Raw genomic sequence first — 26,660 nt, 5'->3', positions numbered from 1 at the left:
TACCTCGCAGTCGGGCCCAGTGTCAGGCTAGCGCACGAAGAACGTACACGTCGTAGCGAACAGCCTTACCCTTGATACTGTGAGACGGCTTTTTATCTCCCAGATGCTCTGCCTTCGGTGGGCGCTTCACAACTACCCTGGCCACGTCCTGCATCAGCGCCCAATCCAACAGCGCACCCTGATCCTGCGCATCGTCGCTCAACAGGTACTGAAACAGCGCCATTTCCTTTTTGACTGCCGCGCTCTTTTCGCGCGCGGGAAACATCGGGTCCAGATAAATAACATCCCATTCGCCCTGCGCCAGCTGGGGCGCTCCCGTGCTGTCGCCACACCAGAGGGACATTCGCGAGGCCACCTCCTGCAGCCATAGATCCCCCAGGCCGGCGCGGCGCAAGCCGTCTTGCAGCAGGCTTTGTATCAGGGTGTTGCGCTCACACAGCAGGACTTCGCAGCCGAGGTCAGCCAACACGAAACTGTCCCGTCCCAGTCCTGCGGTTGCATCCACAACGCCAAGCCGGGGCTTCTTGCCCACGCCAGCCGCGCGCCCCAGAAGCTCGTTGTGTCCGGACTGCCGGCGGTGACGCATGTGAGAGGATCCAAAGTCTACCGCCACCGGGCCAGGTGCGTTGGGGCCTGTCAGCTGCAGCGCCAGTTCTTCACCACACTGCAACAGTAAACCCGTCTCGGTGCATTGACGGGGGGCAACGGGCACAGCAATGAGAGGTAGATCGAGCCGTGTTGCGATCTCTTGCGCGCTGGTGAGAAACGCGTCGTCTATTGGCGCGACGCAGGCGTAATCAATCTTCGACAATGCTGCCCTGCCTGCGCTTGCCGAGGAGTTGGGCGAGGTCATCGAACAGTTCCTCAGCCGTTGCCGCAGAGCCCGCCGGCGCCTCTCCAGTCGATGGGGGGGGCTCAGCGGCCTCTGCACGCATGGCGTCACTCAGCCGCCCCTCTTCGAGGCCGAGCTTAAGTGGCTTGCCCTCCAGATCGAGAGCAACTTGCAGATTGTAGGCATGGCGCGAGAGGCCGTGCTTGTCGGTGATCAGGAAACGCCGCGGCCTGCGCACTGACTCATCGTCCTGATACTCTGAGAGCTGGCAGCGAATGCTGTTGAGGTTCTTACTCGAAAGCTGCAGCCCCGACAGAGCTTCGAGGCCACGATTACAGGCGCTCACAAACGCTGGCGAGGGCACCCGCTGCGAACCCAGGCTGCCATCGGCAATGGTGGTATCGAACTCACCCACCAGAATCTGTTCAGAAACGGCCATGTCCAGCATTCGCGCCAGCTCGATAGTGACGTCGCCCACGATGTAACTGAACACCGATGGATTAACGCCAGCAGCCTGATACAACTCATAGTGGCCGCCCACGTGGTAGGCCGTGCGAATCTGCGGGACCGTGTTACCGCGAGACGCAGCCCTTGCGACGGCGTTATCCGCGCCCACCAGCAACATGAAGTAGAACAGGTCGCGATTGGCCTCGGGGCCCAATCGCTTGTTCCAGACATAGTAACCATCGCCCGTTGTCGTGCGCGCAAACTCGATATCGATACCCATCGAGGCGAGCTTGTTATAGGCCGAGTTGAACGAATAGGAGAGGCTGTTGAGCTGGCTCGCCTGCTCGAACGGGGTGAATAGGGAGAACTCAACAATATCGAAGAGCAGAACCGCCCGGCTGTCGACATAGCTGACCCCATAGCGGCAAATCATTTGCTCAACTGCGTCCAGCACTGCTGGCTCTTCACTCAGCGGAGAACTTAACTTGATAAAAATAGGCGCTACTTCAAGGCGCTTGGAGATCGCAAACATATCGTCGCGGTCACGCCGGCGTCTGCCGGAAATGAGCTCGCGGATAAAGCCCTCATTGTCCTGGTTTTCATCTGCACAATAGTTACCCAGGAAATAGTGCGGCACCATAATTACCAGCAGGCCACGCTCGTCGGCACTCCAGCTCAGCACGATATTCTGGCCCAGCCGCCACTGCTTTCGCAGGGTCTGTTCCAGAGTCTTCAGGTTACCCCGCTGGACGATAGAGATCGCTGTGCTGTCGGTACCGCCTGACCCGGTCCCGGAAATACTGCCCTTGTCGTCCATCTCTACTCCCTTTTCTTCGCTGCTCAAGTGCTATTATAGGAACCCTGTTGCGAGGCGGCCAACGCCGCCACCATTGTAAGGAGAACCTATTCGTGTTCCAGCGGATTATCACCGCCGTCGCTCTGCTCGTCAGCGCCGGCTGCGGCAGCTACGACCTCTCGGTCAACGAGCGCGTGGTCTACACACCGCTGCCTCTGTTTAGCGAATACACCCTCGCCGACGAGGCCCTGCGCAATTGCGTCTCCACCGAGATCGAGCGCCTGAAAATCACCCAGGCGAGCCAGCTGCGAGACCTGGACTGCTCTGACCTCGGCGTCGAGAGCGTGGCAGGGCTGGGTATTTTCACCAGTGTCGCCCGTCTCGTCCTCTCAGACAACCGTATTAGCGATCCCACGGAGCTAGGGAAGCTCAGCCTGTTGCGCGACCTCCAACTTGCCAACAACAAGATTGTTGACCCGCGGGGTCTCTACCAGTTGCCCGCCCTGCAAAGCCTCGATCTGCGGGGCAATGGGTCTCTTACCTGCCCTGGCAACAGCGCGTTGCTGCAACTTGATGAACTGAAACTCCCCGGACACTGCCCTCGACGATGATATACCGCCTCATCGCCTACCTACCGTTCCCGCTGCTATACGCGACGGCCTGGCTCGTCTACGTACTGCTCTACCACGTGTTTCGTTACCGCCGGAATGTCGTTAGCCAGAACCTGACTCGCGCATTTCCGGAGATGAATGCAAAAACCCGCGCCCAGATCGGCCGCCGATTCTACCAGCGCCTGGCCCAGGTCGCGCTGGAGATTCTCAAAGCAAGGCGCATGCAAGAAGCGGACTTCAGGGAACGAGTGAAAGTCATCAATCCCGAATTGTTACGGAAACATACCGCGGAAAAAACTCAATCCGCCATTGTTTTGTCTATTCATCAGGGAAACTGGGAATGGATGTTACACGGTGCCCTGGCAGAATTCGGAGCGCCTATAGACCCCGTGTACAAACCCTTGCACAACGAAACTGTTGACCAGCTAATCTTCGACATTCGCAGCCAGTTTGGCTCACGGCCACTGGCTATGGACAAAGCCACCCGCGACATTCTCCGACGCCGACGCGAGTTCAGGATTTTTGTGATGCTGGCAGACCAGTCACCGGTACGCAGCGAGCGTGGCTACTGGACAACATTCATGAACCAGGAAGCCAACTTCTACCTTGGCGCCGAAACCATCGCCAAGATGACCGGCTTTCCGGTGGTTTTCGCCCAGTGCCATCGGCGGCGGACGGGGTACTACGAAATAGAATTTCACGAGGTCGCTAGCCCCCCCTACGACAAGGAGTCACACCAGATCACGGATCGCTATGTCGAACTCATTGAAAAATCGATAGCTGCAGACCCGGAAAGCTGGCTGTGGAGCAACCGTCGCTGGAAACGCGATAGAGCCGCAGAGGAAGCCTGCGCCGCTGCGGAACAGGAAACCGGCTAGACGTCCAACCAGCCAAATCCCTCTGACTGACAGGCCCAGACGACATTGTTTGTGCAAGCCCGCACCCGATCCAAGGCGGCCTCGGCCAATTCCCGTGCGTTGTTCTGCTCACTGATATGCGCCACTACCAGGTGGCTCAAAGACGCCGAATCAAGGTGCGACAGTAATTCAGCCGCCTGTTGATTATTGAGATGACCCCAGTCGCCGCCGACACGGCGTTTCAACTGGGGCGGATACTTGCCCTGCTGCAACATTTCCCGATCGTGATTAAACTCCAGCAGCAGCGCCGCACAACCGCGATAAGCCTCGATCACATGGGGTGTTATGCACCCCAGGTCTGTCAATACTCCCAGGCTCCGCCCCGCAGCCTCGAAGCGAAACTGACAGGGTTCGGCCGCGTCGTGCGGCACCCTCACCGTTTGCACCTCCACCTCTCCCAGTGATAGCCGATCTTCGCTATTGAAGCAGCGCAATTCGTAGGCGCCATCGCAGCGGCCGCTGCCAGCAGTGCCGTGAGAGAGATAGACAGGAATATCGAATTTGCGCGAAAGACGGGCCACGCCCGCACAGTGGTCACTGTGCTCGTGGGTCACCAGAATAGCGGTCAGGTCTGAGGGCGTCAGGTCCAGGCGCTCTAGCCGGCGGGTGGTTTCCCGCACGGAAAAACCACAGTCCACCATCAATAGCGTGTCGCCGGCGCGGACCAGGGTTGCATTGCCCTTGCTACCCGAGCCCAGTGAAGCGAAACGCATCGCCCGCGCTCTAGTTAATGTTGCCCTTGATCAGGGTTAACATAGCCTGCTGCTCGCGTTTAGTGAGGTTCACCTTCGACTCCTGCGGGCGCAGGAAGATCGCCATATTTTCCTCATCTTCGCGCCTCATGCTTATCACAAAAGTCTCGCCGACATGAGGCTGTTCCGCCTCACTGTCCCACAGCCAATCAAACCAGCCAGCCTCTTCCTCGGCCGTCAGGCCCAGGAATACTGCGAAATAATCGCCGCTGCTGCGGTCACGATCTGCAATTTCGAAGGTCGACTTTTCGATCGCGCGTCCGAGTGAGGCCCAGGCGCGATCATAAGGCAGTTCCAGTGCGATATACGGCTCGCCTGCGGCGGTCTCAGCCATGGCGATTTTGCCGCTGGCGCTGATGGTCTGGTTGGCCACCATGGAGACCTGAGCACTACCGGCGGCATTGGCAATATATTGCGCCACCGCGCTGAGCATCTCGGACTCTTGCTCTGGATTATCGGAGGTCGCTGGCCAGTTCTCGATATCTCCGGCCTGAATCATCTGCAATACATGAAGCTCGCTGGTACCGCGCTGGACGCCCTGATCAATCCGGATACGAAAGCGACTGGCTATCGGCTGTGACTCGAGTTCCATCCAGCCTGTTTCCATCAAGCCGGCCCGAGCGTCTACCCGCGCAACCGAAATGCCTGCACTCGTGAGGAAACTGCGCACCTGTGGCCAGACCTCACCGGGAGCTTCCGCTACCAGCGCCCATTGCTCGGCGCCCAGGCGCTGGATGCGCACCAATTGGTCGGAGCTGCCCGCGACCAGCGGTGTGGGTCGCGGCACCTCGAAATCTCCCGCCAGAACCACGTCCTGCTCAACTTCGGGGATCGGGTAGATCTCCTGCAAATTCTGCGTGTCTTTGCCCTCGGGCACTGAGATAACCGGTTGTTCTTCCGCATTTTTGTAGTCTTGCGACCGATCCGGGAACATCCCGCCGTCGCCAAAGAGGTATCCACAGCCACTGAGTGCTATGGCTATTGACGCCGCCGCTGTACCGCGAAATATGTTGCTAGCCTTGATCATTGGACTCCCACTGCCTCCAGCGCTGCCTTCACATCGCCGTGGTACTGCTCATCTAAAACAGTGAGGGGCAGGCGAATACCTTCGCCAATAAGGCCCTGCTGGGCCATAGCCCACTTCACCGGAATCGGGTTAGCTTCGAGGAACAGAACGTCGTTCAGCGGTGTCAGGCGATCGTTGATCGCACTGGCCTCGTCTCGATTGCCCGCCATGGCCTGAGCACAAAGCTCCGCCATCAATTTTGGCGCTACATTCGCAGTCACCGAGATATTGCCTTTGCCCCCAGCCAGCATCAAATCCATTGCTGTGGGGTCATCACCGGAGTAAACAGCAATCTGTTCACCGCAGCGGGCGATAAGGTCGCGGCCGCGCTCACGATCGCCGGTTGCGTCTTTGATGCCGACAATATTGGGCAGGCTGGCCAGCTCCGCCACCACCTCGTTCTGCATATCGACCGCAGTGCGCCCGGGGACATTGTACAAAATCTGAGGAACATCAACCGCCTCAGCCACCGCTTTAAAGTGCGCGTACAGCCCGCGCTGCGTGGGTCGGTTGTAGTAGGGTGTTACCAGCAGACAGCAATCAGCGCCAGCGTCGGCAGCAGCGCGCGTTAGCTCGATGGCCTCGCGAGTGGCGTTGGCACCAGTGCCCGCCATAATCGGGATACGGCCAGCGACATGGTCGACACAGTGTTTGATGACTTCACAGTGCTCCGGCACGCTCAGTGTGGCGCTCTCGCCCGTTGTGCCGACCGCGCCAATGGCACCCGTGCCGGCCTCGATGTGCAGGTCCAGAAGTCGCTCAAGGGCAACCCAATCGACGGTCCCGTCGAGATTCATGGGCGTCACCAGGGCAACAATGCTACCGCTAATCATTTACTGTCTCCGATACTGTCTGGGGCGGCCTTGAATATACCGGCCCGAGGGAAGAGGGCCATTATCCATGTAGAGGCCGGAATAACAACCGCGAAGGCCCTACAGAGCCCCTTTCCCGGAGCTCTCCTGAGGCCTAGAATGAAGGACCTTGCCCAAGACTGGATCCACTTCGATGCACCGAGCAATCAAAACCTTCCTGCTGGCCGCCGCACTCTCCATTTTTCCTGTGCTGAGCCACTCTCAGGATGACTTGCGAATCAGTGAAATGTCCAAACTCGACCTGGGCTATATGCAGCAGCAACGCGACCTCATCGGAACCCTGGTGGCCAGTGAATACGGACGCCGATTCCAGCAGGTGAAACCCAATGACCTGGAGCTGCTGCAGCGGATACTGGACGACGAACTGGTAGGGCCCGACCAAACCCGAGAACTCCAGGCCATGGGCGTGGTTATGGGCGACCTGCTGGCCAATGAACTCGATTTGCACTGGGTTATCTACGAAGACAGACTCGGACGCAGCCGCGCTCTGCGCTACCGCGAAACAGACGCCTATCTGTTCCCCATGACCATGATTGCCCGCCGTCACGAGGCCGGCAATACCGAGTCAGTGGAAGATATTTATGCGCGCGCAGAAGCGGCAATGCGTTCGGCCATGCCGCCTCTGCCCTATCACTAGAGATTGGTATTCACGCTGCTTGGCAGTAGACTGCACATAAACTCCCCACCAAGGACCGCATGGACTCCAACCCCGCCGGCTTCCAACTGATCACAGAGACCTCGGAACAGGCGACCCTGGCACTGACAGGAGACTGGGCCCAGGGCCGTGCGCACCGTGATTTTGACATCCTGCGAGACGAATTGCCCTATATCCAGGCGGAGGAACTCGTGGTCGACGGAGCCGGCCTGGGGCAATGGGATTCGGTACTCATGGCTTTCCTGCTCCAGTGCTACAACCAGTGCTGTGAGGCCGGGCTCAAGTTTTCCACCCAGAATATGCCAGAGGGCGTGGAGCGCCTCCTTCGCGTCGCTACGACCGTGCCTGAGCACAATCCCCCGCCAGATGCAGCCCCCTCGCTGCTGGACCAGTTAAATCCGGCACGGCTCTGGCGCATGGCATGGGCGCGCACCCACGAGAGCCTGGCCTTTATCGGAGAACTAAGCCTCGCGCTATTCAACCTGGTCCGAGGGCGCGCAAACACCCGCTTCGTGGATTTTCGTCAATTTTGTTATCAGGCAGGCCCCGACGCCTTCGCAATCATCAGCCTGACCAGCCTGCTGGTCGGCATGATTCTCGCCTACCTGGGCGCTGTGCAGCTGCAGCAGTTTGGCGCTGAGATCTACGTGGCCGATCTGGTCGTGATTGGTATGCTGCGAGAGATGGGTGTATTGATGACCGCCATTGTCATGGCTGGACGCACCGGCGCGGCTTATGCCGCGCAGCTCGGCACCATGCAGACCAATGAAGAGATCGACGCAATTACCACGATGGGCATCTCCCCGATGGAGTTCCTGATCGTGCCGAGAATGCTGGCCCTTGTCGTCATCATGCCGCTGCTTACTGTGTACGCCAATTTGCTGGGCATGATCGGTGGCGGCATCGTGGCGGGCGGCATGGGCATTACACCTCTCATGTATATTGCCGAAGGCGAGACCGCGCTCGGCTTCGATCACATGCTGGTGGGTATATTCAAAAGCCTGGTGTTCGCCGTCCTCATCGCGGTGGCCGGTTGCCGCGCCGGCATCAACAGCGGCCGCAGTTCGGCGGCCGTTGGCCAAGCGGCAACCGAAGCGGTGGTGACATCCATCGTGTACCTCATCGTCGCAGACGCCGCGATCAATATTATCTGCCAGCAGGTGGGCATTTGATGAGCGCTCACATCGCGGTCCGCGACCTCACCATGGCCTACGGTTCGTTGCTGATCCAACAAGACCTTAACTTCGACATCAATCGCGGCGACATTTTTGTCATTATGGGCGGCAGCGGCTGTGGCAAAAGCACCCTGCTCAAACACATGCTGGGCCTGTTGGACCCCGCCAAAGGGGACATACTTTACTCGGGCGAAAGCTTTGTCGCCGCCAGCCCCGATCAGCGGGAGGCCATGCGCCGCCGCTGGGGCATCACCTACCAGTCAGGCGGGCTGTTCAGCGCCATGACCCTGGCCCAGAACACCGGCCTTCCCCTGCAGCTCTACACCAAATACAACCGCAGTGATATCGACGACATTGTGGCTTACAAACTTGCACTGGTAGGCCTGGCAGGCTATCAGGACTACTATCCTTCCGAAATCAGCGGCGGCATGCGCAAGCGGGCCGCTCTGGCTCGCGCGATTGCGCTCGACCCAGAGATCCTGTTTTTCGATGAACCATCCGCAGGCCTCGACCCCATCAGTTCCAGACTCCTGGACGAACTGATTGTGCAGCTGCAGGAGTCTATTGGTGCCACCGTGGTCATGGTGACTCACGAGTTGCCGAGCATTTTTGAGATCGCTACCAATTCGGTCTATCTGGACGCTCGCAGCAAGACCATGATTGCCTATGGCGATCCAAAGACATTGCGCGACCACAGCGACCAGGCAGTTGTGAGACAATTCCTGGCCCGGGCATCCGGCGCCGGCCAGGGGAAGCAGCTATGAACGAGAACCAGCCATGAGCGAACAATCCAATACAGTTGCCATCGGGGCCTTTGTCACCGGCGCCCTGGTTATTGCCATCACCACGGTAATCTTCGCCCTGGGAACCGGCTTTGGCAGTGAGCGAAGCAAAGTAGTCATGGTCTTCGAAGGCTCGGTCAAAGGCCTTACCCTGGGAGCGCCGGTGGCGCTGCGTGGCGTACAGGTGGGCCAGGTCACCGACATCGAACTGATTCTCGACACAGAGACCGTCGACTTGATCATGTTGGTGGAGGCAGAAATTCGCAGCGAGAACGTTCGCCGCAGCGGTGCGAGCACGGAGTCCCTCACTGAAGAGCTCATTTCTCGCGGCCTTCGTGCCCAGCTAAACACCCAGAGCCTGCTAACCGGGCTGCTCTACATTCAGCTGGATTTCCACCCTAACAGCGAGATCAATCTGGCGGATGTAGACACGCCTTACCTGCAGATCCCCACCATTCCAACGGAACTGGAGAGACTGACGAGGAAACTGGAGACCATAGACTTTGCCAAGGTCGCGGGTGACCTCGAGGCGGTAGCGGCAGGCATCAACAGCTTTGTATCCAGCGAGGGTTTCCAGGGTCTACCGCAACAGGCCCAGGACACTCTGGCCTCATTGACCGCTCTCAGCGAGCGCTTGTCTGCCCAGGTTGATAGCAGTGGCCCACGCATCGACCAGCTGCTGGATGGCGCCAACACCACCATCAACACCGCCAATAGAGAACTGCCCGAGATGGCCGAGCTGGTTAAGTCCAACCTCGCCCTACTGGAAGCGGCTATCTCCGCTTTCGAATCGGGCATGAGCGAGCTGGAAGCGTTGCTCGACCAGGACTCTGCCACCATTTACGAACTCAACCGGACCCTGCGAGACCTCTCTCAGGCGGGACGCTCCCTGCAACAACTAAGCCGCACGCTCGAAGAGCAACCGGAAGCGCTGTTGCGCGGCAGAACAGGAGACCAAAAATGAGAGCACTGATACTCGGCTGCGCCATCCTGTTGCTGGGGGCCTGCACTACCACCCCCAGTAATCACTACCTGCTGGATACCAGGGTGGACACGATCCCCGATGCCAGCTCCCCCTCCCTCGGTGTTGGGCCAGTAGAGATGCCCGCCTATCTGCGACGCGAACAACTGGTCTACAGCATGGGTGGCAGTGAGGTTGAAATTGACAATACCGAGCGCTGGGCAGAACCGCTCGAGGGCGCCATTGGCAGGGTCGTGAGCCTGAACATGGCGGGGCTGCTGCAAACCAACAGCGTGCAGACCTACCCCTATCATCAACAGCGGGCGCCCGACTTCGGGGTCAAACTGAATATTCGTAAACTGGACGCCGAACCCACAGGCGCCACCCTGATCGCAGAGTGGCTGCTGTACCAGCCGACCTCGGGCAATCAACTCGTGCGACGGCTCAGCCAACACAAGATCGGGCTGGATAGCAGTGCAGAAATCGCACCACAAATCCCCGCGGCGTACAGCGAACTTCTGTGGAAGCTCAGTGAGGAGATCGCAACAGAAATTCAGGGTCGGCTGAACTAGAAGTCGTCCGGCCGCAGCATGGCGTCGGAACCGCCATCAATGAATATAACCGAGCCACACACAAAGTCAGATTCAGCTGAGAGCAGGAAGCGCATAACATTGGCGATCTGGGCCGGCTGGGCGGTCCCACCCCAGGGCACCATTTCGCCAAAATCGCGCATAGCCTGACCCAACTCCTCATCCGCCATCACCTGCTCGGTCAGCGGCGTCATAGTGATACCCGGCGCAACCGCATTCAGACGCACCCCCTCCTTCGCGTAAGACACGACATTGCGCCGCATCCAGGCGCTCACTGCGCGCTTGGAACCGGCATAGGCAGTGTGGCCGTCTTTGCTGGCGATGTCGCTCAGCGCAGCGCCTTCGTCTCCCGCGAGACAGAGCTCCACATAGGGATCGTCCTTGGGAACCATGGGCGCCGAGTTGGAGGCCACCAGCAAAATCGTGCCACGGCGCTTGGCGACCAGATCGCGCAGCCCCTCGGCCATCTCAACCACGCCGAAATAATTCACGGCTGGAATCAATCCTAATGGACGCGCCACAGGCGGCAGACCGGCACAGGGTATGAAGCCGTCGAGGCCGTCCGGGGCCCGCTCACGAATGCCCGCAATGGCAGTCGCGCGCCCTTCCGGGGTAGAGAGGTCGGCAGTGATATCTCCCTCCTTGATGTCTACCGAAATGACCTCGTGACCGAGGTCCAGCAACTGCTTCTTCAACTCACCGCCGATTCCGGTGGTTCCGCCGGTCAATGCATACAGCGCCATGGCCGCTTCTCCAAACTGTGACAGGATCCGCATTTTGCCCGCCGAATCGGCCTCAAAACAGTACTAGAGGGGTCATATCCATGGTCTTTTCAGCTTGGTTTAAGGTTTTATGCAAAGAATTCGCGCCTACTCAGAGAATGTCGAGAAATGTGGATTTTCCACAGGCTTTGGGATTGCCTTTAGAGGTAGAATTAATCCACAAATATGGTAGGGAAACCGGCTATATAACAAAGATCTAAAGGAAGGCACCGGACCACTACTGCCCCGTCAAGAGAGGCAGAGCACCGGGCCCATAACACTGAAACACACTCACTACGGGATAGAACCAATGAACGAGCCAACGACCGACCGCAGATTGCGCGTCCCGGCGAAAACGCCGATGCACAAGGCGGTAAAAACCGCCCTACTCGCCCTGGGCGCCACCACTCTGACCATCCCAGCGGTGGCACAGCAAGCGTCTGGCGGCTACAGCCTGGCACTGGAAGAAATCGTGGTAACCGCTCAGAAACGTGAAGAGGACTTCATGTCTGTTCCCGGTTCAGTGAATGCCTTCACCACCCAGGACATGATCAACACCGGCGCGGCCACCATTCAGGATATCGACACCTTCATGCCGGGTGTCGACATCGCCGATACTGTTGGCGGTACCACCCAGTTCGGCATCTCCATTCGCGGTATTTCCAGCCCTAACATCAGCTCCGGCCAGGATGCGTCTGTAGCCGTGTTCTACGATGGCTCCTACATGCCCCGCGCGGTAACGTCTATTCCGTTCTCCGACATTGCCCGAACTGAAGTACTGAAAGGCCCACAGGGAACGCTGTTCGGCCGCAACGCAACCGCCGGTGTAATCAACATCGTACCCAACAAACCGCACGATGAATTTGAAGGCTTCGTGAAAGCCCGCGTCGGTAGCCAGGACATGGTACGCATGGAGGGCATGGTGAACGCCCCCATTACTGACGGCCTGTACTTCCGCGGCAACCTGTTCTCTCACCAGCGTGACGGCTTTACCGAAACCGCCACCAACGGTGACGATTTCCGGAACGAGGGCTTCATTGCCGGCCGTGGTGTCCTGCTTTGGGATGTCGCCGAAGAAACCTCCATCCAGCTCGCCGCTGACTTCGAAGACCGGGATGAAATGCCCCGCGCTGCGATTGGCGTCAACCCCAAGTACTCTTACCAGGGCAGCGATGATCCCTTCCGCAGTAAGGACCAGCACGATGTAGCCGGCGCGGGAAACACCTACGACAGCAACCGCAATAACGAAGAAGAAACGCGTGAAATGTACGGCGTGTCGCTGCAAATTGATCACGGCATCAACGACGAGTGGTCCATGTTCGGTATTGTCAGCTACCGTGAGTGGGAAACCACCAACCTGCAGGAAGAAGACGGCACGGCCGAGATGCGCCGCTACCTCGACACCAACAACATCGAAGATTCCGACATCTTCTACAGTGAAATTCGTTTCAACTTTGTGCAGGACAACCTCGACCTCATCTTCGGCGCAAACTACAGCCAGGAAGATGTGTTCCAGCGCACCGACATCGGTCTGCTGGCCGACTCCTACATGCAGTTTGTCAGCATCGACCTGCTTCCCGAAATCGGCATCCCGCCCAGCCAGGACACTCATGCCTGGGACTTGTTTGCGGACCAGCCTGACGAATGGTGGCTCGGCATCTCAAACCTCGCTGGCGTAGCTGTATTGCCGCCTTCGTACTCCGGTGACTACTCCACCGAGACCATGGATAACACCGGTGACTTTGTGAACTGGGGCGTGTTCATCGACGGCACATACCAGCTGACCGACACTATTCGCATCGCAGCCGGCCTGCGCTACAGCTATGACGAGAAGGACTACTCCTGGCAGACCTACCAGTCTTCTATCGACTGGCCTATTGCTCCCGCGCGTGTCGCCTACGACCCCGCTGAGACCGGTGCTCCCCAGGACCAGTGGTTCAACAAGTTCGAATCCAGCGACGACTGGAACAAGACCACTGGCCGCCTGGTTGCTGACTGGGAATTCAGTGATATCGCCATGGCATACGCCTCTTACTCCACCGGCTACAAGTCCGGCGGCTTTGATGGCCAAAGCTTCAAATCGGTTCAGACCGGCTCCTTCGATCCTGAGGAAATTCAGTCTGTCGAAATCGGCCTGAAGGGTGATTTCTTCAACGAGACCTTGCGTACCGAAGTGTCGATCTTCCGCCACGAACTGGATGATCGCCAGGTACAGCGCGACATCAAAGACGGCCCGGACGATCCCACGGCCGCCCCCGGTATCGTGAGTGAAGACCTCGAAGTCGATGGTATCGAGCTGCTGCTGACCTGGACTGTCACAGACAGCCTGCGTGTTGGCGCGCTCACCACCTATCGCGAAACCGAAGAGACCTCTGAGACCTATTACAACTCAGCGGGTGATCTCTCTGGCGGTGATACCATCAAGGACGATTCTGGTACTGAATACACGCTGAAGTTTGACTGGACGCCTGAGATCCCCAGAGGCTTCCTGCTGGTCCACGCTCATTACGTGTTTAACGAAAACACAGGTCCGAACGAAGATACCGCGATCTACACAACTGGCCCGTGGTACTTCCAGGACGAGAAGCTTCTCAACGCTCGCATCTCCTGGACCAATGATGACGAAAATATCGAAGTGGCACTGTGGGGTGACAACCTGCTGGACGAAGAGCGCGCCGAGAACCCCGGTGGCCTCGCTGCTAGCGTACTGGGTGCATACCACACCCGCATCGATGACCAGCTGACCTACGGCATCGACCTGCGTTACTCCTTCTAAGCGACCCTCGCCCCGCGCCTCGAACAGGGGCGCGAGTGATTTAGCGGCGAAGTTCTATTAGTTCCCCAAACCCCTCCATCTCGGAGGGGTTTTTGTTTCTGGCGTTGCCAATAGCACCAGACAATTCCTGCAAGTACCACTCTGACTTGAGTTCAGCGCGAAAAAGCGGATCGTTCGCTGCAATCGGCTGGCTGCTGTCGAGCCACCGGCCCCACTCTTCCTCTGCAAGCACCACCGGCATACGCTTGTGCCAGGGTTCAAACTGGGGTGCCGCTGCAGTGGTTACCAGGGTGCAGCTGAGCAGTTGTGAACCATCGCCGTCCCAGACGTCCCACAGCGCTGCTACCGCCAGCGCCTGCTGTGCATTCGATATCAGCCAGGGGCTCTTGCGCCCAGCCACAGTGCGCCACTCGATGAAACTACTCATCGGCACGATGCCCCGCTGACGCTTGAACGGCGTGCGAAACGCACGGCTGGTCGCAAGACTCTCACAGCGGGCGTTAAACATGCTGTACTTCTGATCGACTGCCGGCGCCCACGAGGGCGTCAACCACCAACGCGCGGCATCCAGTTGGGAGCCTGCCCCCGCGTCGCGGACCAAACCGACGCCTTCGGTCGGCGCAACATTGGTTGCCGTAGGCAGTTGCAGGTCTATACCCAGATCGCGCAGCAGAGACTGCAGACCAGGGCTGTCGATAACGTTGAATCTTCCACACATACCACCACTTTGCCCAAAACCGGCGGCAGGCTCAATACAGGTCTGTTTAGGTATACCCCCTCGCGCTCTCTGGGCGCCTTCCTTGCCTGCCCGCCGCCCGGGGTTTACCCTGATTCGCGCTTTTCTATGGAGAACACCATGAGCGATAAACCGCTGGCCCCAGCCATCGATGGCTGGCACACCATGGAAGTAAAGCCACACCTGATCGGCACCCAGTGCAACAGCTGTGGCTCTTACTTCTTTCCCATGAACCATGCGTACTGTCGCAACCCCGCCTGTGATTCCACCGAATTCAGTGAAGTGGAGCTCAGCCGTACCGGTCATATCTGGAGTTACACCAATGCGAGCTACAAGCCGCCAGAGCCTTTTGTCGCAGCCGAGCCCTTCGAGCCCTACTCGATAGCCGCGGTGCAGCTGGAGAAAGAACAAATGGTCGTCCTGGGGCAGGTCATCGAAGGCGTGTCCTGTGACGAGCTTAAGGTCGGCATGCCGGTAGAACTGGTGCTCGAGCAACTGCACGAGACCGACGACGACATCAAGATGACCTGGAAATGGAAGCCTGTTAAGGCTTGAGCGGGAGTTAACAACAATGTCCAATGAAATCGCCATTCTCGGCGCAGGCATGCACCCCTGGGGTAAATGGGGCCACAACTTTGTCCAGTATGGCGTAGCGGCTGCCCGCGAAGCTCTGGCTGATGCAGGCGTGCCCTGGCAAGACGTCCGATTCGTTTCCGGCGGCGCGACCGTGCGCTGTGGCTATCCTGGCTACGTGGCCGGAGCCACCTTTGCGCAGGCTCTTGGCTGGCAGGGCGCCGAGGTAAACACCTCCTACGCCGCCTGTGCCTCTGGCTCTCAGGCTCTGGCCGCCGCGCGCAATAAGATTCTTTCAGGCGAGTGCGACGTGGCCCTTGTGGTCGGCGCCGACACCACCCCGAAAGGTTTTCTGGCGCCAGCTGGAGGCTACCGCCCGGAAGATCCCGATTGGGTCAGATTTTATCTGGGAATCACCAACCCGACGTATTTCGCCCTGTACGCCCGACGCCGCATGGACGTGTATGGCGACACCCTGGAAGATTTCGCAGCCGTTAAAGTTAAGAACTCGAAAATCGGTGCGCACAACCCACGAGCGCGTTACAAAAAACAATTCACCGCCGAAGATGTCGCCGCGTCGGCGATGGTAGCCGACCCACTACGTCTGATGGACATCTGCGCCACCTCTGATGGCGGCGCGGCGTTGATTGTTTCCAGCGTGGAGTATGCCAGAAAAATCGGCAAGGGCGATGCGCCCAGAGTGGCCGCAATCTCGACCACAACGCCCACCTTCGCCAGCAGCGTGGTGGAGATGCCCGACATTGCCACTGACTCGGCCGCAGCAGTGGGCATCGACGCTCACTCGTTCCGCTCCACACTGCCCCTAAAGGCCTACGAGGAAGCGGGTATCGGGCCTGGCGACGTTGACCTGGCCGAGGTCTACGATCTCTCTACCGCATTGGAGCTCGATTGGATCGAAGACCTTCAGCTTGCCCCCCGTGGCGAGGCGGCCGCACTCCTGCGAGCTGGCGACACCGCCATCGGCGGCAAGATACCGGTGAATGTCTCCGGCGGTCTGGCTTGTTTTGGCGAGGCTGTTCCTGCCCAGGCATTGGCCCAGGTCTGCGAATTGACATGGCAACTGCGCGGGGAAGCGGGCGACCGCCAGGTACAGGGCGCAAAAGTAGGTATTACCGCCAACCAGGGGTTATTCGGTCACGGTAGTTCCGTTATCGTCAAGCGCTGAGGCCTGCAGCAGGTAGGCTATCAAGTCGGCCCGCTGCTGCGGGTCCGGCACTCCCAGGCTCATCATGCTGGAGTCTGGAAACATCTCCATAGGCTTTTCTAACCACGCGTACATCAGCTGCGGTGTCCAGACGAACTCAGCGTCGCTGAAAGTCTGTGAATAATATCGAAACCCCGGCTGTTTACCCGCCACCTTGCCAAAAATTGCGCTGAGATTGGGGCCGTTATTGTGCCCCATGTACTGCTCGGGGTAGTGGCAGGTGCGGCAGGGAGCGAAGACTAACCGTCCGCGCTCGGCGCTGCCCTGAGGCAGGCTCTCGCTGGCTGTGGTTATGGTGGTGGGCAATTGGGCGAATACGTTGCCAATGCCAAACGCAAAACACACGGAGAGCACCAGTACACGAATCATGTCGAGACTCCCGCTGCGGCGCGACCGGCTCGGCGGCCGAAGAAGGTCGCGTCTCCCAGTGAGAGACCACTGGCAATATAGGGCGCCGTTGGCAGCCCCGCGGTATTGCGGCCGGCTGCGTACAAGCCAGGAATCGGCTCACCAAAACTGCTGATGACCTCGCCATCAACACTGGTATGCAGGCCGCCAAAGGTGTGCACTGGGAAAAACGCCTTGTCGACCGACAGATCCCAGGCTTGAAACGGCGGCGCCTGCAACGGGCGCAGGAAAGCGTTGCTCTTGCGAAAGAGAGGGTCCTCACCACGCGCTGCGAAGCGATTAAAGTAGGCCACAGTGTTCTGTAAGCTGCCCCGTGGCAGGCGCAGTTGATCGGCGAGATCACCGACGGAATTAGCCTGGGCCACCATAGGAAAATTATCCTGTTTATATCCGAAGGTGCTGAACTGGTCGGTAATAAGCCACGCTTTCCCACTCTGGTGGTACGCGATGTGGTGACCCAGCACCCCGTGATAGGCGTCCTCGGCAACAAACCGCTGGCCCACCTGATTTATCACCAGACCTGCCAGCGTGTGTTCCGGGGGATAAATAGGGGCTATGGCGAATCCCTCGTGCATGCGCAGTGCCGCAGCCCCCGCCGAAATTCCCATGTTGATGCCCTGGCCCTGATCGCCGGCGTTGCCCCAGGGCACCGACGCCGCAGCCAGCTCCGGCGCGTAAAGTTCAAGCATCTCTCGATTGTGGATGAAGCCACCACAGGCGAGCACCACGCCACGCTGGGCGCGAATGCGCTGGCGTCGCCCGGCCCCATCCTCAACCAGCATACCCACCACACGGCCATCGCTTTCCGTCACCAGATGCTGACCTGAAGTACGGGTGCGAACGCGGATACCCGCAGCCTCGCCACGGGCAAAAAGCGCTTCCATCAGTTTGCGACCGCCATTCATTCCACGCACTCCCGGCACATGGCCGCGAGGGGCAGGGCGAGCGAGATCGCGAGCAGGCCAGGCGAGTTCGGTGCCTGAATAGTAGAGCGATTCCTCGCCCTCAGGCAGCCCCTTGGCAGCCGTGAAGCCGCCACCATAGGGCACACCCTGCTGCAACAACCAGTCAAAGTGGGCGACAGATTCCTCGCAATAGAGTTGGACCTTGGGCAGAGACACGCCAGCGCCGCTGACATCCTTGAGAAAGCGGTACATCTCCACGACCGAGTCTTCAATCTTGTGGGACTTTTGCAGCGCCGTACCACCCCCGGCATAGATCACACCGCCGGACATTGCCGAGCTGCCACCCGCCTGACCAAGGGATTCGATCACCATCACGCGACTGCCTGCAGCCGCGGCCTCCAATGCTGCGCACATACCCGCGGCGCCGGAACCCGCCACCAGTACATCGGTAGTGAGATCCCAGCCACCAATGGAAGATGCAGGGAGCGCAGCGGCGCCCGCCGCTGCCGAAGTGACAGCGGCAGCGCCGGCCCCAAGCAGGGAGCGGCGACTTATACCCGGTGTTTTATTGGGGCGCTTGGTCAAAAATCGACACTCAGGGGAAAAAGCGGCTGATGGTATCGATGACGCAGGCGGGCCGTTCCCCGCCCTCTATCTCGATGGTTACGCGGACGACTACCTGCACGCCTCCCTTCAGCTCCTCGGCGCTAATCACTTCTCCGCCGCCGCGCACGCGGCTGCCGACCGGCACTGCCGCCGGAAATCGGACTTTTTCGCAGCCATAGTTAACGCCCATCGACGTATTGCGTACCTCCATGATCTGGGGCAGAAACAAGTTGGCTAGGGACAAGGTGAGGTAGCCGTGGGCAATCGTGGAGCCAAAAGGGCCTGCGGCAGCTTTCTCGGGATCGACATGAATCCACTGGTGATCGCCGGTAGCATCGGCGAACAAATCGATACGCTGCTGGTCAATTTCCACCCAATCGCTGTATCCAAGGTGCTGTCCAACCGCACCAAGCAAATCGGCGGGTTGTTCGAAAATGGTTGGCATAGTTACTCTCCCTGACAGGTAAAACAGCGGCGACTATAACACCCGCTCTGCGCTGTTCTCAGCTCACCGGTTTAAACAGATTCACCACCGACCGGACATTGCAAAGAATAGAGCCTCGTCTATAGTTAGATAAACCTTTTTCAACCAATTTCTTGAGGAAAACATTAATGGATATCAACACACTCTGGGACGTTTACGTACTTCCCTGGGGCATCAAGATTGCGCTTGCCCTCGCCATCTTTATCGTCGGTCGTATGGTCGTTTCCAGCGTGGTGTCGGTGGCCGCGAAATTCATGACCGGCCGGGAAATGGATGACATTCTGGTCAAGTTCCTGAGTTCGATCCTGCGTTGGGTGCTGCTGCTTTTCGTGGTGATAGCCGCCCTCAGCCAGCTCGGAATTGACACAACATCACTGGTCGCGCTTCTCGGTGCCGCCGGCCTGGCTATCGGCCTGTCGCTCCAGTCTTCACTTTCAAACTTCGCTTCCGGCGTGATGTTGATCATTTTCCGCCCGTTCACCAAAGGTCATTTCGTTGAAGTCGCCGGTACTTCGGGCTCCGTAGACGCCATCAGCATTTTCACTACCACCCTGACCACACCAGACAACAAGGAAGTGATCGTTCCCAATGGTGCAGTGCTCGGCAACAACATCATCAACTACTCCGCTCGCCCAACCCGCCGGGTTGATATGGTTTTTGGCATTGGCTATGACGACGACATCAAAAAAGCCAAGGAAATTCTCGAGAGCATTCTCGCCGCCGATGAGCGCGTGCTGGCTGAGCCAGCGCCAGTGGTGGCGTTGGGTGAACTCGCCGACTCCAGCGTCAATTTCCTCGTCCGCCCCTGGGTAAACGCCGCCGACTACTGGGGCGTACTGTGGGACACCACTGAGGCCGTGAAACTCAAGTTCGACGAGGCCGGCATCAGCATCCCCTACCCCCAGATGGACGTCCACATGGACCAGGCAAGCAGCAGCGACTGACAGCAGGCCCCGGGTGCGGTTTGAACCGCACCCGCTCTCTTGCGCCTGGCCCCCGTAAGCCGCGGAAATTACAAGTTTTTCACAGTGTGTTCAGGTCGGCTGTGGTATAAAACATGCCTGTTTTAGCCGGACCGAACCGTGGCCTCAATCAAGAAACAAACTACCATCTCAGCTCTCCTGCTCGTCGGTGCTGCCAGCGTGGCAGGGCTTCTGTTCCTGAGTAAGCCCCCAGCCAAGATGGCAGAGCCTGAATACCGCCCCGTTACAGTGGACGTGGCGGTTGCTGTCAAAGAAACCATCCAGGTACACGTACAGGCTCAGGGAACAGTCACGCCTCTGCGCGAAACAGCCCTGATTGCAGAAGTCTCCGGACGCATCATCGAGACCGCCGACCACTTCCTGGTGGGTGGCTTTATCGCTGAAGGGGAAGTGCTGCTGCGCATAGACCCTCGCGATTACCAGACCGAATTGCTCCGCGCCCAGGCCTCAGTGGAGTCTGCCGAGAGCAACCTCGCCCAGGAGAAGGGCCGTACAGAGGTCGCCCTGCGCGAATGGCAGAAACTTCCCACCAACGCCCAGCGCAGTCAGGAAGCGAAAGATCTCTACCTGCGTAAACCGCAACTGGAGTTAGCTGAAGCCCAGTTGCTTGCCGCCATGGCAGACCTGAACACCGCGCGCGATCGGCTTGAACGCACGATCATCAAAGCACCCTATAACGCCATTATCCGCAGCAAAGATAGCGAGCTGGGCCAGTTCGTCGGCGCTGGAACCAGACTCGCCTCCGTTTTTTCGGTAAATCAGGCTGAAGTGCGCCTGCCCATTCCCCAGAGCAAACTGGACTACCTTGTCCTGCCAGGGGTCGAGGGCTATGCCGGGGGAGCCTCCATAGACCTGTACACTGATGTAGCCGGGGAAGTGAAACACTGGCCGGCCACACTCCACCGCACTGAGGGTGTATTTGACGAGCGCTCACGCGCGCTCTACACCGTGGCCCGGATCAACGATCCCTATGCGCTAGCGACCGATGAACGTGAACCCTTGCGCCTGGGCACCTTTGTCAACGCCGACATCAGCGGCCGGGAATTCGACGACATCGTAGCCCTGCCCCGCTACATCCTGCGGGCTGGCAATCATTTATGGGTTGTCGACGAAGACAACATTCTGCGCAATCGCAAAGTAGACGTACTGCGCACAGGCGGTGATGTTATCTATGTCAGCGCGGGACTGGACGAGGGCGAACAGGTTTCACTCACTGTTCTGGATGCGTCCCTCATTGGCACCCAGGTCAAGGTCGAGTCGAGCACGCCGAGCGATCTAATGCATGACTCCGGTAGCCCGGCGCTTGAGGCGGAAACACCCGTCGAAGAGCTGGTCTCAGAAGAGCCCGCCTTCGATGCAGCTGACGCCCCAGTCGACCCTGTTACTGCGGCGCTGGAAGAATGAACGAAAACACGCAGTCCCACACAGGCATCATTGCCTGGTTCGCGCGCAACCCTGTTGCCGCCAACCTGCTGATGCTGATCATCATCGCCGTGGGTATAGGCAGCGCTTTTACCTTACAGCGTGCGATTTTCCCCGCTTTCAACTTCGAAGTCATTTTCGTCAACCTCCCCTACCCTGGTGCAGCGCCTGAAGAGGTGGAACAAGGGGTGGTGATGAAGGTCGAGGAAGCCATCAACGACCTCGACGGCATCAAACGCGTAGAGTCTGACTCCTACGAATCCCTGGGACGAATCATCATCGAGCCGCAGGACGGTGTCCCTATCGGCCGTCTCTACAACGATATTCAGAACCGCATCGACGGCATTACAACGTTCCCGGAAGATGCAGAAGAACCCGTGTTGGTGCAACCGGATCTGTTGTTCGCCGCTGTCACCCTGCAGATTTCAGGCGCTCTGGACGAGCGCAGCATGAAGGCGCTAGCCGACGAGATACGCCGCGATCTTCTGACCTATCCTGAAGTCTCATCCGCTGCCATCGTAGGCGCCAGAGACTATGAAATTTCGGTAGAGATCTCTGAGCAACTGTTGCGTGAGTACCACATCTCTCTCGCCGATGTGGCCAACACGATCTCAGCGTCATCACTGGATTTACCCTCGGGTTCAGTGCAGACACGAAACGGCGACATCATGCTGCGGACACTCGGCCAGGCCTATGTCCAGCAAGACTTTGAAGACATTGTGTTGAAGACGTGGCCAGACGGCACGCGCCTGTTACTCGGCGATATCGCCACAGTTCGCGACGGATTTGTCGACGGTTCCGGCTATGCCTCGTTCGACGGCCAGTACTCCCTGGGTATCAACGTATTCTCCATGGGCCAGCAGGATATTATCGAAACTGCGGACGCCGCCCGAGCCTATGTGGAGCAGCGAAGGGCGACCCTGCCCGAAGGCGTGACCCTGGACGTTTGGGGCGACGTTACTTATTACCTGAAGCAGCGCCTCGGAATGATGGTGAAGAACCTGGCCATTGGTGCGCTACTGGTGTTTATCACGCTGGCGCTGTTCCTGGAGATCAAGCTGGCATTCTGGGTAATGATCGGTATCCCCGTATGCTTCCTGGGTGCAATGGGAATACTCAACACACCCTATATCGATGCAAGCCTCAACATGATCAGTCTGTTCGGGTTTATTCTGGTACTGGGTATCGTGGTGGATGATGCCATCATCATGGGGGAGAGTGCCTACTCCGAGACCGAGGAAAAAGGTCACAGTGTGGACAATGTGATCAACGGCGTTCACCGGGTAGCCACGCCGGCCACCTTTGGCGTGCTGACGACCATCGTGGCCTTTGCGCCTACCCTATTTGTACAGGGGGTATTTGCGCCCATGCCCGCCGCCATGGGCTGGGTGGTCATCCTCTGTCTGACCTTCTCCCTGATAGAATCCAAATGGATCCTGCCCGCCCACCTGGCGCACAGCAAGCCGACGCGAAACAAGCTCCTGCTATCCATCGACCATATTCAGGAAGGCATCAACGACCGGCTGCGCAATTTTGTCGAAAACCGCTATCGCCCTGCCGTGCAACGCTGCGTGGCAAATCGCTATATTACGTTGGCGAGCTTCCTTGCCGTGTTCATTCTGAGTATCGGCCTGATTATCGGCGGCGTTGTGCGCGTCGTGATCTCGCCACACACACCGGGCGAATTTGTTCAGATCGAACTCCGCATGAGCGAAGGCACGCCAGAGGAACGCACCGTAGAGACTGTGACCAGCATCGTCACAACGCTCGACCAGATCGACCGCGACTATCAGAACAAGAACGACACTGAAAATGGCCTGGTGGCCCACGTAAGTGCCTTTGCGTTCAACGACATCGAGGGCAGGATCGATATCGAACTCACCAAGCAAGACACCCGCAAGCTGGCCAACGAAGATATTATCAATCGCCTTCGCAGTGAGGTTGGGCACATACATGGCGTAGAGGTTCTGGGCTTCGAATCTTCCGATGGACCGAGCTTCGGTCCAGACATTTCCTTCGACCTCAAGCACGCAGACTTCAACGCCCTTCGGCAGGCATCTGAAGAACTGGTGGAAAAGCTGCGCCACTACGATGGTCTCAGTGATATCCGAAATGGCGCATCGGACACGCGCGACGAATTCCATATTGAACTGCTGCCTGAAGGAGAGGCGCTGGGGCTATCGCGCTACGAGCTGGGCTCCCAGGTCCGCCATGCCTTCTATGGCGCAGAGGCACAGCGCATCCAACGTGGCATCGACGAAATCAAGGTCATGGTGCGCTACCCACTGACCGATCGCGAGACCGTGGCCAGCCTCAACAATATGTACATCCGCACACCAGCGGGTGATGAAATCCCCTTCGAGACCGTTGCACGCCTGCAGGTGAAAAAAGGCCTGCTCAAGTCTACTCGCATCGACTTCCGGCGCGCAGCTGAGGTCACCGCGGAAGCCGACATTTCCATCGTTGAACCCGCCAAGGTCATGGCCGATATTGAGAAAAAAGTATTGCCTGAACTCGCATTGAAATATCCGGGGCTCACCTGGGAGAAATCAGGCATGGCGGATGAGGAAAGGAAGATGGTCATGAGCATGATGATCGGCTTCGCCCTCTCCATGTTCGGTATCTATGCCCTGCTCGCAATCCCGACCAAATCGTACCTGCAACCCCTGATCATCATGGGCGTGATTCCCTTTGGCATGATCGGCGCTATCGTCGGCCACTGGTTCTTTGGCCACGCGCTTAGCATGATGTCGCTGATGGGCATCATCGCACTCTCGGGAGTGGTAGTTAATGACAGCTTGATTCTGGTGGACTATGTAAACAAGAAAGTGGCCGCTGGCACTGACAAGTACAAGGCAATCATCGATGCCGGGTGTCGCCGTTTCCGTGCGATCATGCTCACCTCGATGACCACCTTCCTCGGCCTGTTCCCGATGCTGCTGGAGAAAAGCGCCCAGGCCCAGTTCATGATCCCCATGGCGATCTCGCTCGCGGTAGGTATTGTATTCGCGACAGTGATCACCTTGTTGCTGGTGCCCAGCCTCTATATGGTTCTGGATGATCTCGGCAAGTTGTTTGGCGTCAGTGAAGAGCCTTCGCCCCCAGCGGAACCCGCCTAGAAGATATAGGGAAGGAAGATCAGAGCGCCCATCACCACGGCGAAGCCTGCGGTAATCAGGACGCTACCAGCGGCGACATCCTTGGCTTTACCGATCAGGGAATGATGCTCTGGCACGGCTGCGTCACAGAGATGCTCCAGCGCGGTGTTCAAGCCCTCAGCCAGCCACACCATGGCAATGGTGAGTATCAGCACCTGCCAGTCTGCACGACTAATACCCAGCAACCCACCAGCCGTAAGCGCGATCAGTGTAGCGAGCAAATGCAACTGGGCGTGGTGCTCTTCCAGCAGGAGAGTCCGCACACCGCGAATGGCATGGCCAAAACTCTCTATGCGCTGCGCCAGCCAGGACAAGCGTTACTCCACGACCGAGCAGTCTAGGCACTTGTAGAACATATTGCGGGGGTCCTGTAGTGAGTACACCTCGCTCACGGCCTGCAATACCGGTCGGGTCAAGCTCTGCAAAGCTGCAACCGTTCCGCTCTGGCTTATGACTGCAGGGAGTTCAACCCGCTCGCTGAGCTGCTGCCAGAATAATTCCTGGGGTGACAGATGTGGTTTTACATACTCAATTTCGTAGACACCCAGCTCGGCAATAGCCGCCGCGGATGCGATCGCATCGTCCAGGCTACCGAGATAATCCACAAGGCCGTTCGCCAACGCGGCGTCAGCGCTCCAGACACGCCCCTCCGCCACTTCCCGCGTCTCTTCCAGGCTCATGCTACGGCCCTCGGCGACAACCTCCAGGAAACTGTCATAGGCGTACCCTACTCCCGCGTCCACCGACGCCTTCAACTCGGGGCTGGGAGTGCGATCCAATCGCAGGGAACCGGCCAGGTCTGTAGTCCCGACACCATCGGTATGTATGCCGAGTTTCGCGAGTGTGCCCTCCAGCGTGGGGAACGCTGCGATAACACCGATACTGCCGGTGATAGTGGTGGGGGTCGCCCAAATCTCATCCGCATTAGCGGCGATATAATAACCGCCCGACGCCGCCACGGCGCCCATCGATACCACCACAGGAATCCCTTTGGCACGCGCTTCCAGAACACGTTCGCGGATGATCTCTGAGGCGAACATGCTGCCGCCGCCGGAGCTGATGCGCAGCACAATCGCATCGGCATCACCGCTCGAGACAGTATCGCTGATTAGCCACGCCAGGCTGTCACTGCCTATGGTCCCTGGAGGCTGCTCACCGGGCAGGATATTGCCCTGAGCGGTAATGACCGCTACGCGCCCTTCCACTTCACCGTCATCACTGACGGGGCCCTTGCGCGAGAGGTAGTACTCGAAGCCCACCGACTCAAAATAACCGTCTTCATCGGTAGCTCCCACCATCTCAGCGAGCCAGTTGTTTACAGCAGAGCGCGCCAGCAATTGATCGACCAGACCGGCATCCAGCGCATCGCTCGCCGAGTCACCGTTGCCGGCGACCATCCTGTCCGTCATGCCGTTGATGAACGCGTTCACGGCGCCGGTTTCAAGTTCACGGCGCTCCTCCACCTGCGCTGTATAACGACCCCAGAGGTCGTCCAGCCAGGCTCGATTGACCTCTTTCTCCGGCGGTGACATATCGTTGCGAAGATAGGGCTCAACTGCCGACTTATACTTGCCGCGGCGGAACACATGCATATTGACCGCAAGCTTCTCAAGCGCCTCGAGGTAGTAGTTGTGGTAGCTGCCAAACCCTTCCAGAGCGACACCGCCCATAGGGTGGGCGATAATTTCGTCGGCATAGCTGGCCAGCAGGTATTGATTCTGGGTATAGAAATCCGCATAGGCTGCCACTGGCTTACCCGTGGCCTTGAACGCTTCCAGCGCAGTGCCTATCTCGCCACTGCGCGATATTCCCACCCCCCGGAGCCCCCCCAGTTCCATCACCATTGAATTGATAGCAGGATCGCCTGCAGCTGCCTCAATCGAATCGATAACATCCTGCAGCAGGACCTCGCGATCCTCCGGGCTCTGCTCACCAGAGAGCGCAAAGAGCGGATCCACCGGTTGTTTCTGGTCGACGATACTGCCGACAGGATTGAATAGCAGGGCCGCTTTCTGCGGCAGCGGCTCTGGAGTGCCACCGAAATATACGAAGTAGATGACCGCCAGCATGGCCAGGAACAGCACATTGGCCAATCCCAAACGTATCCAGGTAAGTGTCTTCCAGATACCGCCAAAAAAGCGGCGTAACAACGAGGGTTTACTCATAG

Annotated in this window: 25 protein-coding genes; 13 read left to right on the top strand and 12 right to left on the bottom strand. The window is 58.5% G+C overall.

The genetic code is table 11. The features are described 5' to 3' along the window. Positions 1-22 precede the first annotated feature (22 nt). Both EY643_RS04325 and EY643_RS04320 read right to left on the bottom strand, forming a co-directional pair. Entirely contained in the window at positions 23-811 is a 789-nt protein-coding gene (locus tag EY643_RS04325) for a class I SAM-dependent methyltransferase (protein ID WP_240732818.1), read from the bottom strand. Next, on the bottom strand, positions 798-2,123 hold the full coding sequence (locus EY643_RS04320) for a hypothetical protein (RefSeq protein WP_240732817.1): 1,326 nt from the start codon (positions 2,121-2,123) through the stop codon (positions 798-800). The genes EY643_RS04325 and EY643_RS04320 overlap by 14 nt, the downstream gene beginning before the upstream one ends. A gap of 65 nt (positions 2,124-2,188) precedes the next feature. Between EY643_RS04320 and EY643_RS04315 the strand changes: the two genes are divergently transcribed. Together EY643_RS04315 and EY643_RS04310 are read left to right on the top strand one after the other, a co-directional pair. Continuing rightward, positions 2,189-2,686: a leucine-rich repeat domain-containing protein gene (locus EY643_RS04315; protein ID WP_170287276.1), complete on the top strand. Its 498-nt coding sequence runs from the start codon at positions 2,189-2,191 to the stop codon at positions 2,684-2,686. Next, positions 2,683-3,564 carry a lysophospholipid acyltransferase family protein gene (locus EY643_RS04310; protein WP_152661032.1) on the top strand — a complete coding sequence of 294 codons (882 nt, stop codon included), beginning with the start codon at positions 2,683-2,685 and terminating at the stop codon, positions 3,562-3,564. Before EY643_RS04315 ends, EY643_RS04310 begins: the two co-directional genes overlap by 4 nt. On the opposite strand, the gene EY643_RS04305 is transcribed toward EY643_RS04310, so the two are convergent. The 3 genes from EY643_RS04305 to dapA are packed head-to-tail and all read right to left on the bottom strand — an operon-like array spanning position 3,561 to position 6,254. Next, positions 3,561-4,316, bottom strand: a complete 756-nt coding sequence (locus EY643_RS04305) for an MBL fold metallo-hydrolase (protein WP_152661031.1) — start codon at positions 4,314-4,316, stop codon at positions 3,561-3,563. The two genes, EY643_RS04310 and EY643_RS04305, sit on opposite strands and share 4 nt — an antisense overlap. A gap of 10 nt (positions 4,317-4,326) precedes the next feature. After that, positions 4,327-5,382, bottom strand: coding sequence for an outer membrane protein assembly factor BamC (gene bamC / locus EY643_RS04300; protein ID WP_152661030.1), 1,056 nt, complete (start codon positions 5,380-5,382; stop codon positions 4,327-4,329). Then, complete coding sequence (gene dapA, locus EY643_RS04295) at positions 5,379-6,254, bottom strand: 4-hydroxy-tetrahydrodipicolinate synthase (protein WP_152661029.1); 876 nt, start codon at positions 6,252-6,254, stop codon at positions 5,379-5,381. Before dapA ends, bamC begins: the two co-directional genes overlap by 4 nt. Positions 6,255-6,426: 172 nt before the next feature. Here dapA and EY643_RS04290 point away from each other — a divergent pair, with 172 nt between their 5' ends. Genes EY643_RS04290 through EY643_RS04270 form a run of 5 tightly spaced genes read left to right on the top strand, consistent with a single transcriptional unit; the run spans position 6,427 to position 10,438 of the window. Next, the gene (locus tag EY643_RS04290; protein ID WP_152661028.1) at positions 6,427-6,930 is read left to right on the top strand and encodes a DUF3806 domain-containing protein; all 504 of its coding nucleotides are present in this window, start codon (positions 6,427-6,429) and stop codon (positions 6,928-6,930) included. A gap of 59 nt (positions 6,931-6,989) precedes the next feature. Further along, complete coding sequence (locus tag EY643_RS04285; protein ID WP_152661027.1) at positions 6,990-8,120, top strand: ABC transporter permease; 1,131 nt, start codon at positions 6,990-6,992, stop codon at positions 8,118-8,120. Continuing rightward, positions 8,120-8,887 (top strand): ABC transporter ATP-binding protein, encoded by a 768-nt coding sequence (locus tag EY643_RS04280; protein ID WP_338035562.1) that lies wholly within the window; start codon positions 8,120-8,122, stop codon positions 8,885-8,887. Before EY643_RS04285 ends, EY643_RS04280 begins: the two co-directional genes overlap by 1 nt. 13 nt (positions 8,888-8,900) lie before the next feature. Then, complete coding sequence (locus EY643_RS04275) at positions 8,901-9,869, top strand: MlaD family protein (protein WP_152661025.1); 969 nt, start codon at positions 8,901-8,903, stop codon at positions 9,867-9,869. Then, positions 9,866-10,438, top strand: a complete 573-nt coding sequence (locus tag EY643_RS04270) for a PqiC family protein (protein WP_152661024.1) — start codon at positions 9,866-9,868, stop codon at positions 10,436-10,438. Before EY643_RS04275 ends, EY643_RS04270 begins: the two co-directional genes overlap by 4 nt. Here EY643_RS04270 and EY643_RS04265 read toward each other — a convergent pair. Further along, positions 10,435-11,232, bottom strand: coding sequence for an SDR family oxidoreductase (locus EY643_RS04265; RefSeq protein ID WP_152661023.1), 798 nt, complete (start codon positions 11,230-11,232; stop codon positions 10,435-10,437). The genes EY643_RS04270 and EY643_RS04265 overlap by 4 nt on opposite strands. A 295-nt stretch (positions 11,233-11,527) precedes the next feature. On the opposite strand from EY643_RS04265, the gene EY643_RS04260 reads away from it, so the two are divergent. Beyond that, complete coding sequence (locus tag EY643_RS04260) at positions 11,528-13,993, top strand: TonB-dependent receptor (RefSeq protein ID WP_152661022.1); 2,466 nt, start codon at positions 11,528-11,530, stop codon at positions 13,991-13,993. Positions 13,994-14,033: 40 nt separating this feature from the next. On the opposite strand, the gene EY643_RS04255 is transcribed toward EY643_RS04260, so the two are convergent. Further along, the gene (locus EY643_RS04255) at positions 14,034-14,711 is read right to left on the bottom strand and encodes an SOS response-associated peptidase (RefSeq protein ID WP_152661021.1); all 678 of its coding nucleotides are present in this window, start codon (positions 14,709-14,711) and stop codon (positions 14,034-14,036) included. Positions 14,712-14,849: 138 nt separating this feature from the next. On the opposite strand from EY643_RS04255, the gene EY643_RS04250 reads away from it, so the two are divergent. Together EY643_RS04250 and EY643_RS04245 are read left to right on the top strand one after the other, a co-directional pair. Further along, positions 14,850-15,284 (top strand): Zn-ribbon domain-containing OB-fold protein, encoded by a 435-nt coding sequence (locus EY643_RS04250; RefSeq protein WP_152661020.1) that lies wholly within the window; start codon positions 14,850-14,852, stop codon positions 15,282-15,284. Between the two features lie 16 nt (positions 15,285-15,300). Next, positions 15,301-16,488, top strand: a complete 1,188-nt coding sequence (locus tag EY643_RS04245; RefSeq protein WP_152661019.1) for a lipid-transfer protein — start codon at positions 15,301-15,303, stop codon at positions 16,486-16,488. Here EY643_RS04245 and EY643_RS04240 read toward each other — a convergent pair. The 3 genes from EY643_RS04240 to EY643_RS04230 are packed head-to-tail and all read right to left on the bottom strand — an operon-like array spanning position 16,450 to position 18,891. Next, positions 16,450-16,896: a c-type cytochrome gene (locus EY643_RS04240; protein WP_152661018.1), complete on the bottom strand. Its 447-nt coding sequence runs from the start codon at positions 16,894-16,896 to the stop codon at positions 16,450-16,452. The two genes, EY643_RS04245 and EY643_RS04240, sit on opposite strands and share 39 nt — an antisense overlap. Next, positions 16,893-18,425, bottom strand: coding sequence for an FAD-dependent oxidoreductase (locus EY643_RS04235; RefSeq protein WP_170287274.1), 1,533 nt, complete (start codon positions 18,423-18,425; stop codon positions 16,893-16,895). The genes EY643_RS04240 and EY643_RS04235 overlap by 4 nt, the downstream gene beginning before the upstream one ends. Positions 18,426-18,435: 10 nt before the next feature. Next, on the bottom strand, positions 18,436-18,891 hold the full coding sequence (locus EY643_RS04230; protein ID WP_152661016.1) for a MaoC family dehydratase: 456 nt from the start codon (positions 18,889-18,891) through the stop codon (positions 18,436-18,438). 167 nt (positions 18,892-19,058) lie between these two features. On the opposite strand from EY643_RS04230, the gene EY643_RS04225 reads away from it, so the two are divergent. From EY643_RS04225 to EY643_RS04215, 3 genes are all read left to right on the top strand, one after another. Next, on the top strand, positions 19,059-19,874 hold the full coding sequence (locus EY643_RS04225; protein ID WP_152661015.1) for a mechanosensitive ion channel family protein: 816 nt from the start codon (positions 19,059-19,061) through the stop codon (positions 19,872-19,874). Between the two features lie 138 nt (positions 19,875-20,012). Next, entirely contained in the window at positions 20,013-21,317 is a 1,305-nt protein-coding gene (locus tag EY643_RS04220; RefSeq protein ID WP_152661014.1) for an efflux RND transporter periplasmic adaptor subunit, read from the top strand. Next, the gene (locus EY643_RS04215) at positions 21,314-24,454 is read left to right on the top strand and encodes an efflux RND transporter permease subunit (protein WP_152661013.1); all 3,141 of its coding nucleotides are present in this window, start codon (positions 21,314-21,316) and stop codon (positions 24,452-24,454) included. Before EY643_RS04220 ends, EY643_RS04215 begins: the two co-directional genes overlap by 4 nt. On the opposite strand, the gene EY643_RS04210 is transcribed toward EY643_RS04215, so the two are convergent. Both EY643_RS04210 and sppA read right to left on the bottom strand, forming a co-directional pair. Then, on the bottom strand, positions 24,451-24,807 hold the full coding sequence (locus tag EY643_RS04210; protein WP_152661012.1) for a diacylglycerol kinase family protein: 357 nt from the start codon (positions 24,805-24,807) through the stop codon (positions 24,451-24,453). The two genes, EY643_RS04215 and EY643_RS04210, sit on opposite strands and share 4 nt — an antisense overlap. A gap of 3 nt (positions 24,808-24,810) precedes the next feature. Next, positions 24,811-26,658, bottom strand: coding sequence for a signal peptide peptidase SppA (gene sppA, locus EY643_RS04205; RefSeq protein ID WP_152661011.1), 1,848 nt, complete (start codon positions 26,656-26,658; stop codon positions 24,811-24,813). Between the last annotated feature and the right edge of the window lie 2 nt (positions 26,659-26,660).

This window comes from Halioglobus maricola (genome assembly GCF_009388985.1).
GTDB lineage: Bacteria > Pseudomonadota > Gammaproteobacteria > Pseudomonadales > Halieaceae > Halioglobus > Halioglobus maricola.
This window is presented reverse-complemented; position numbering and strand designations above follow the sequence as displayed.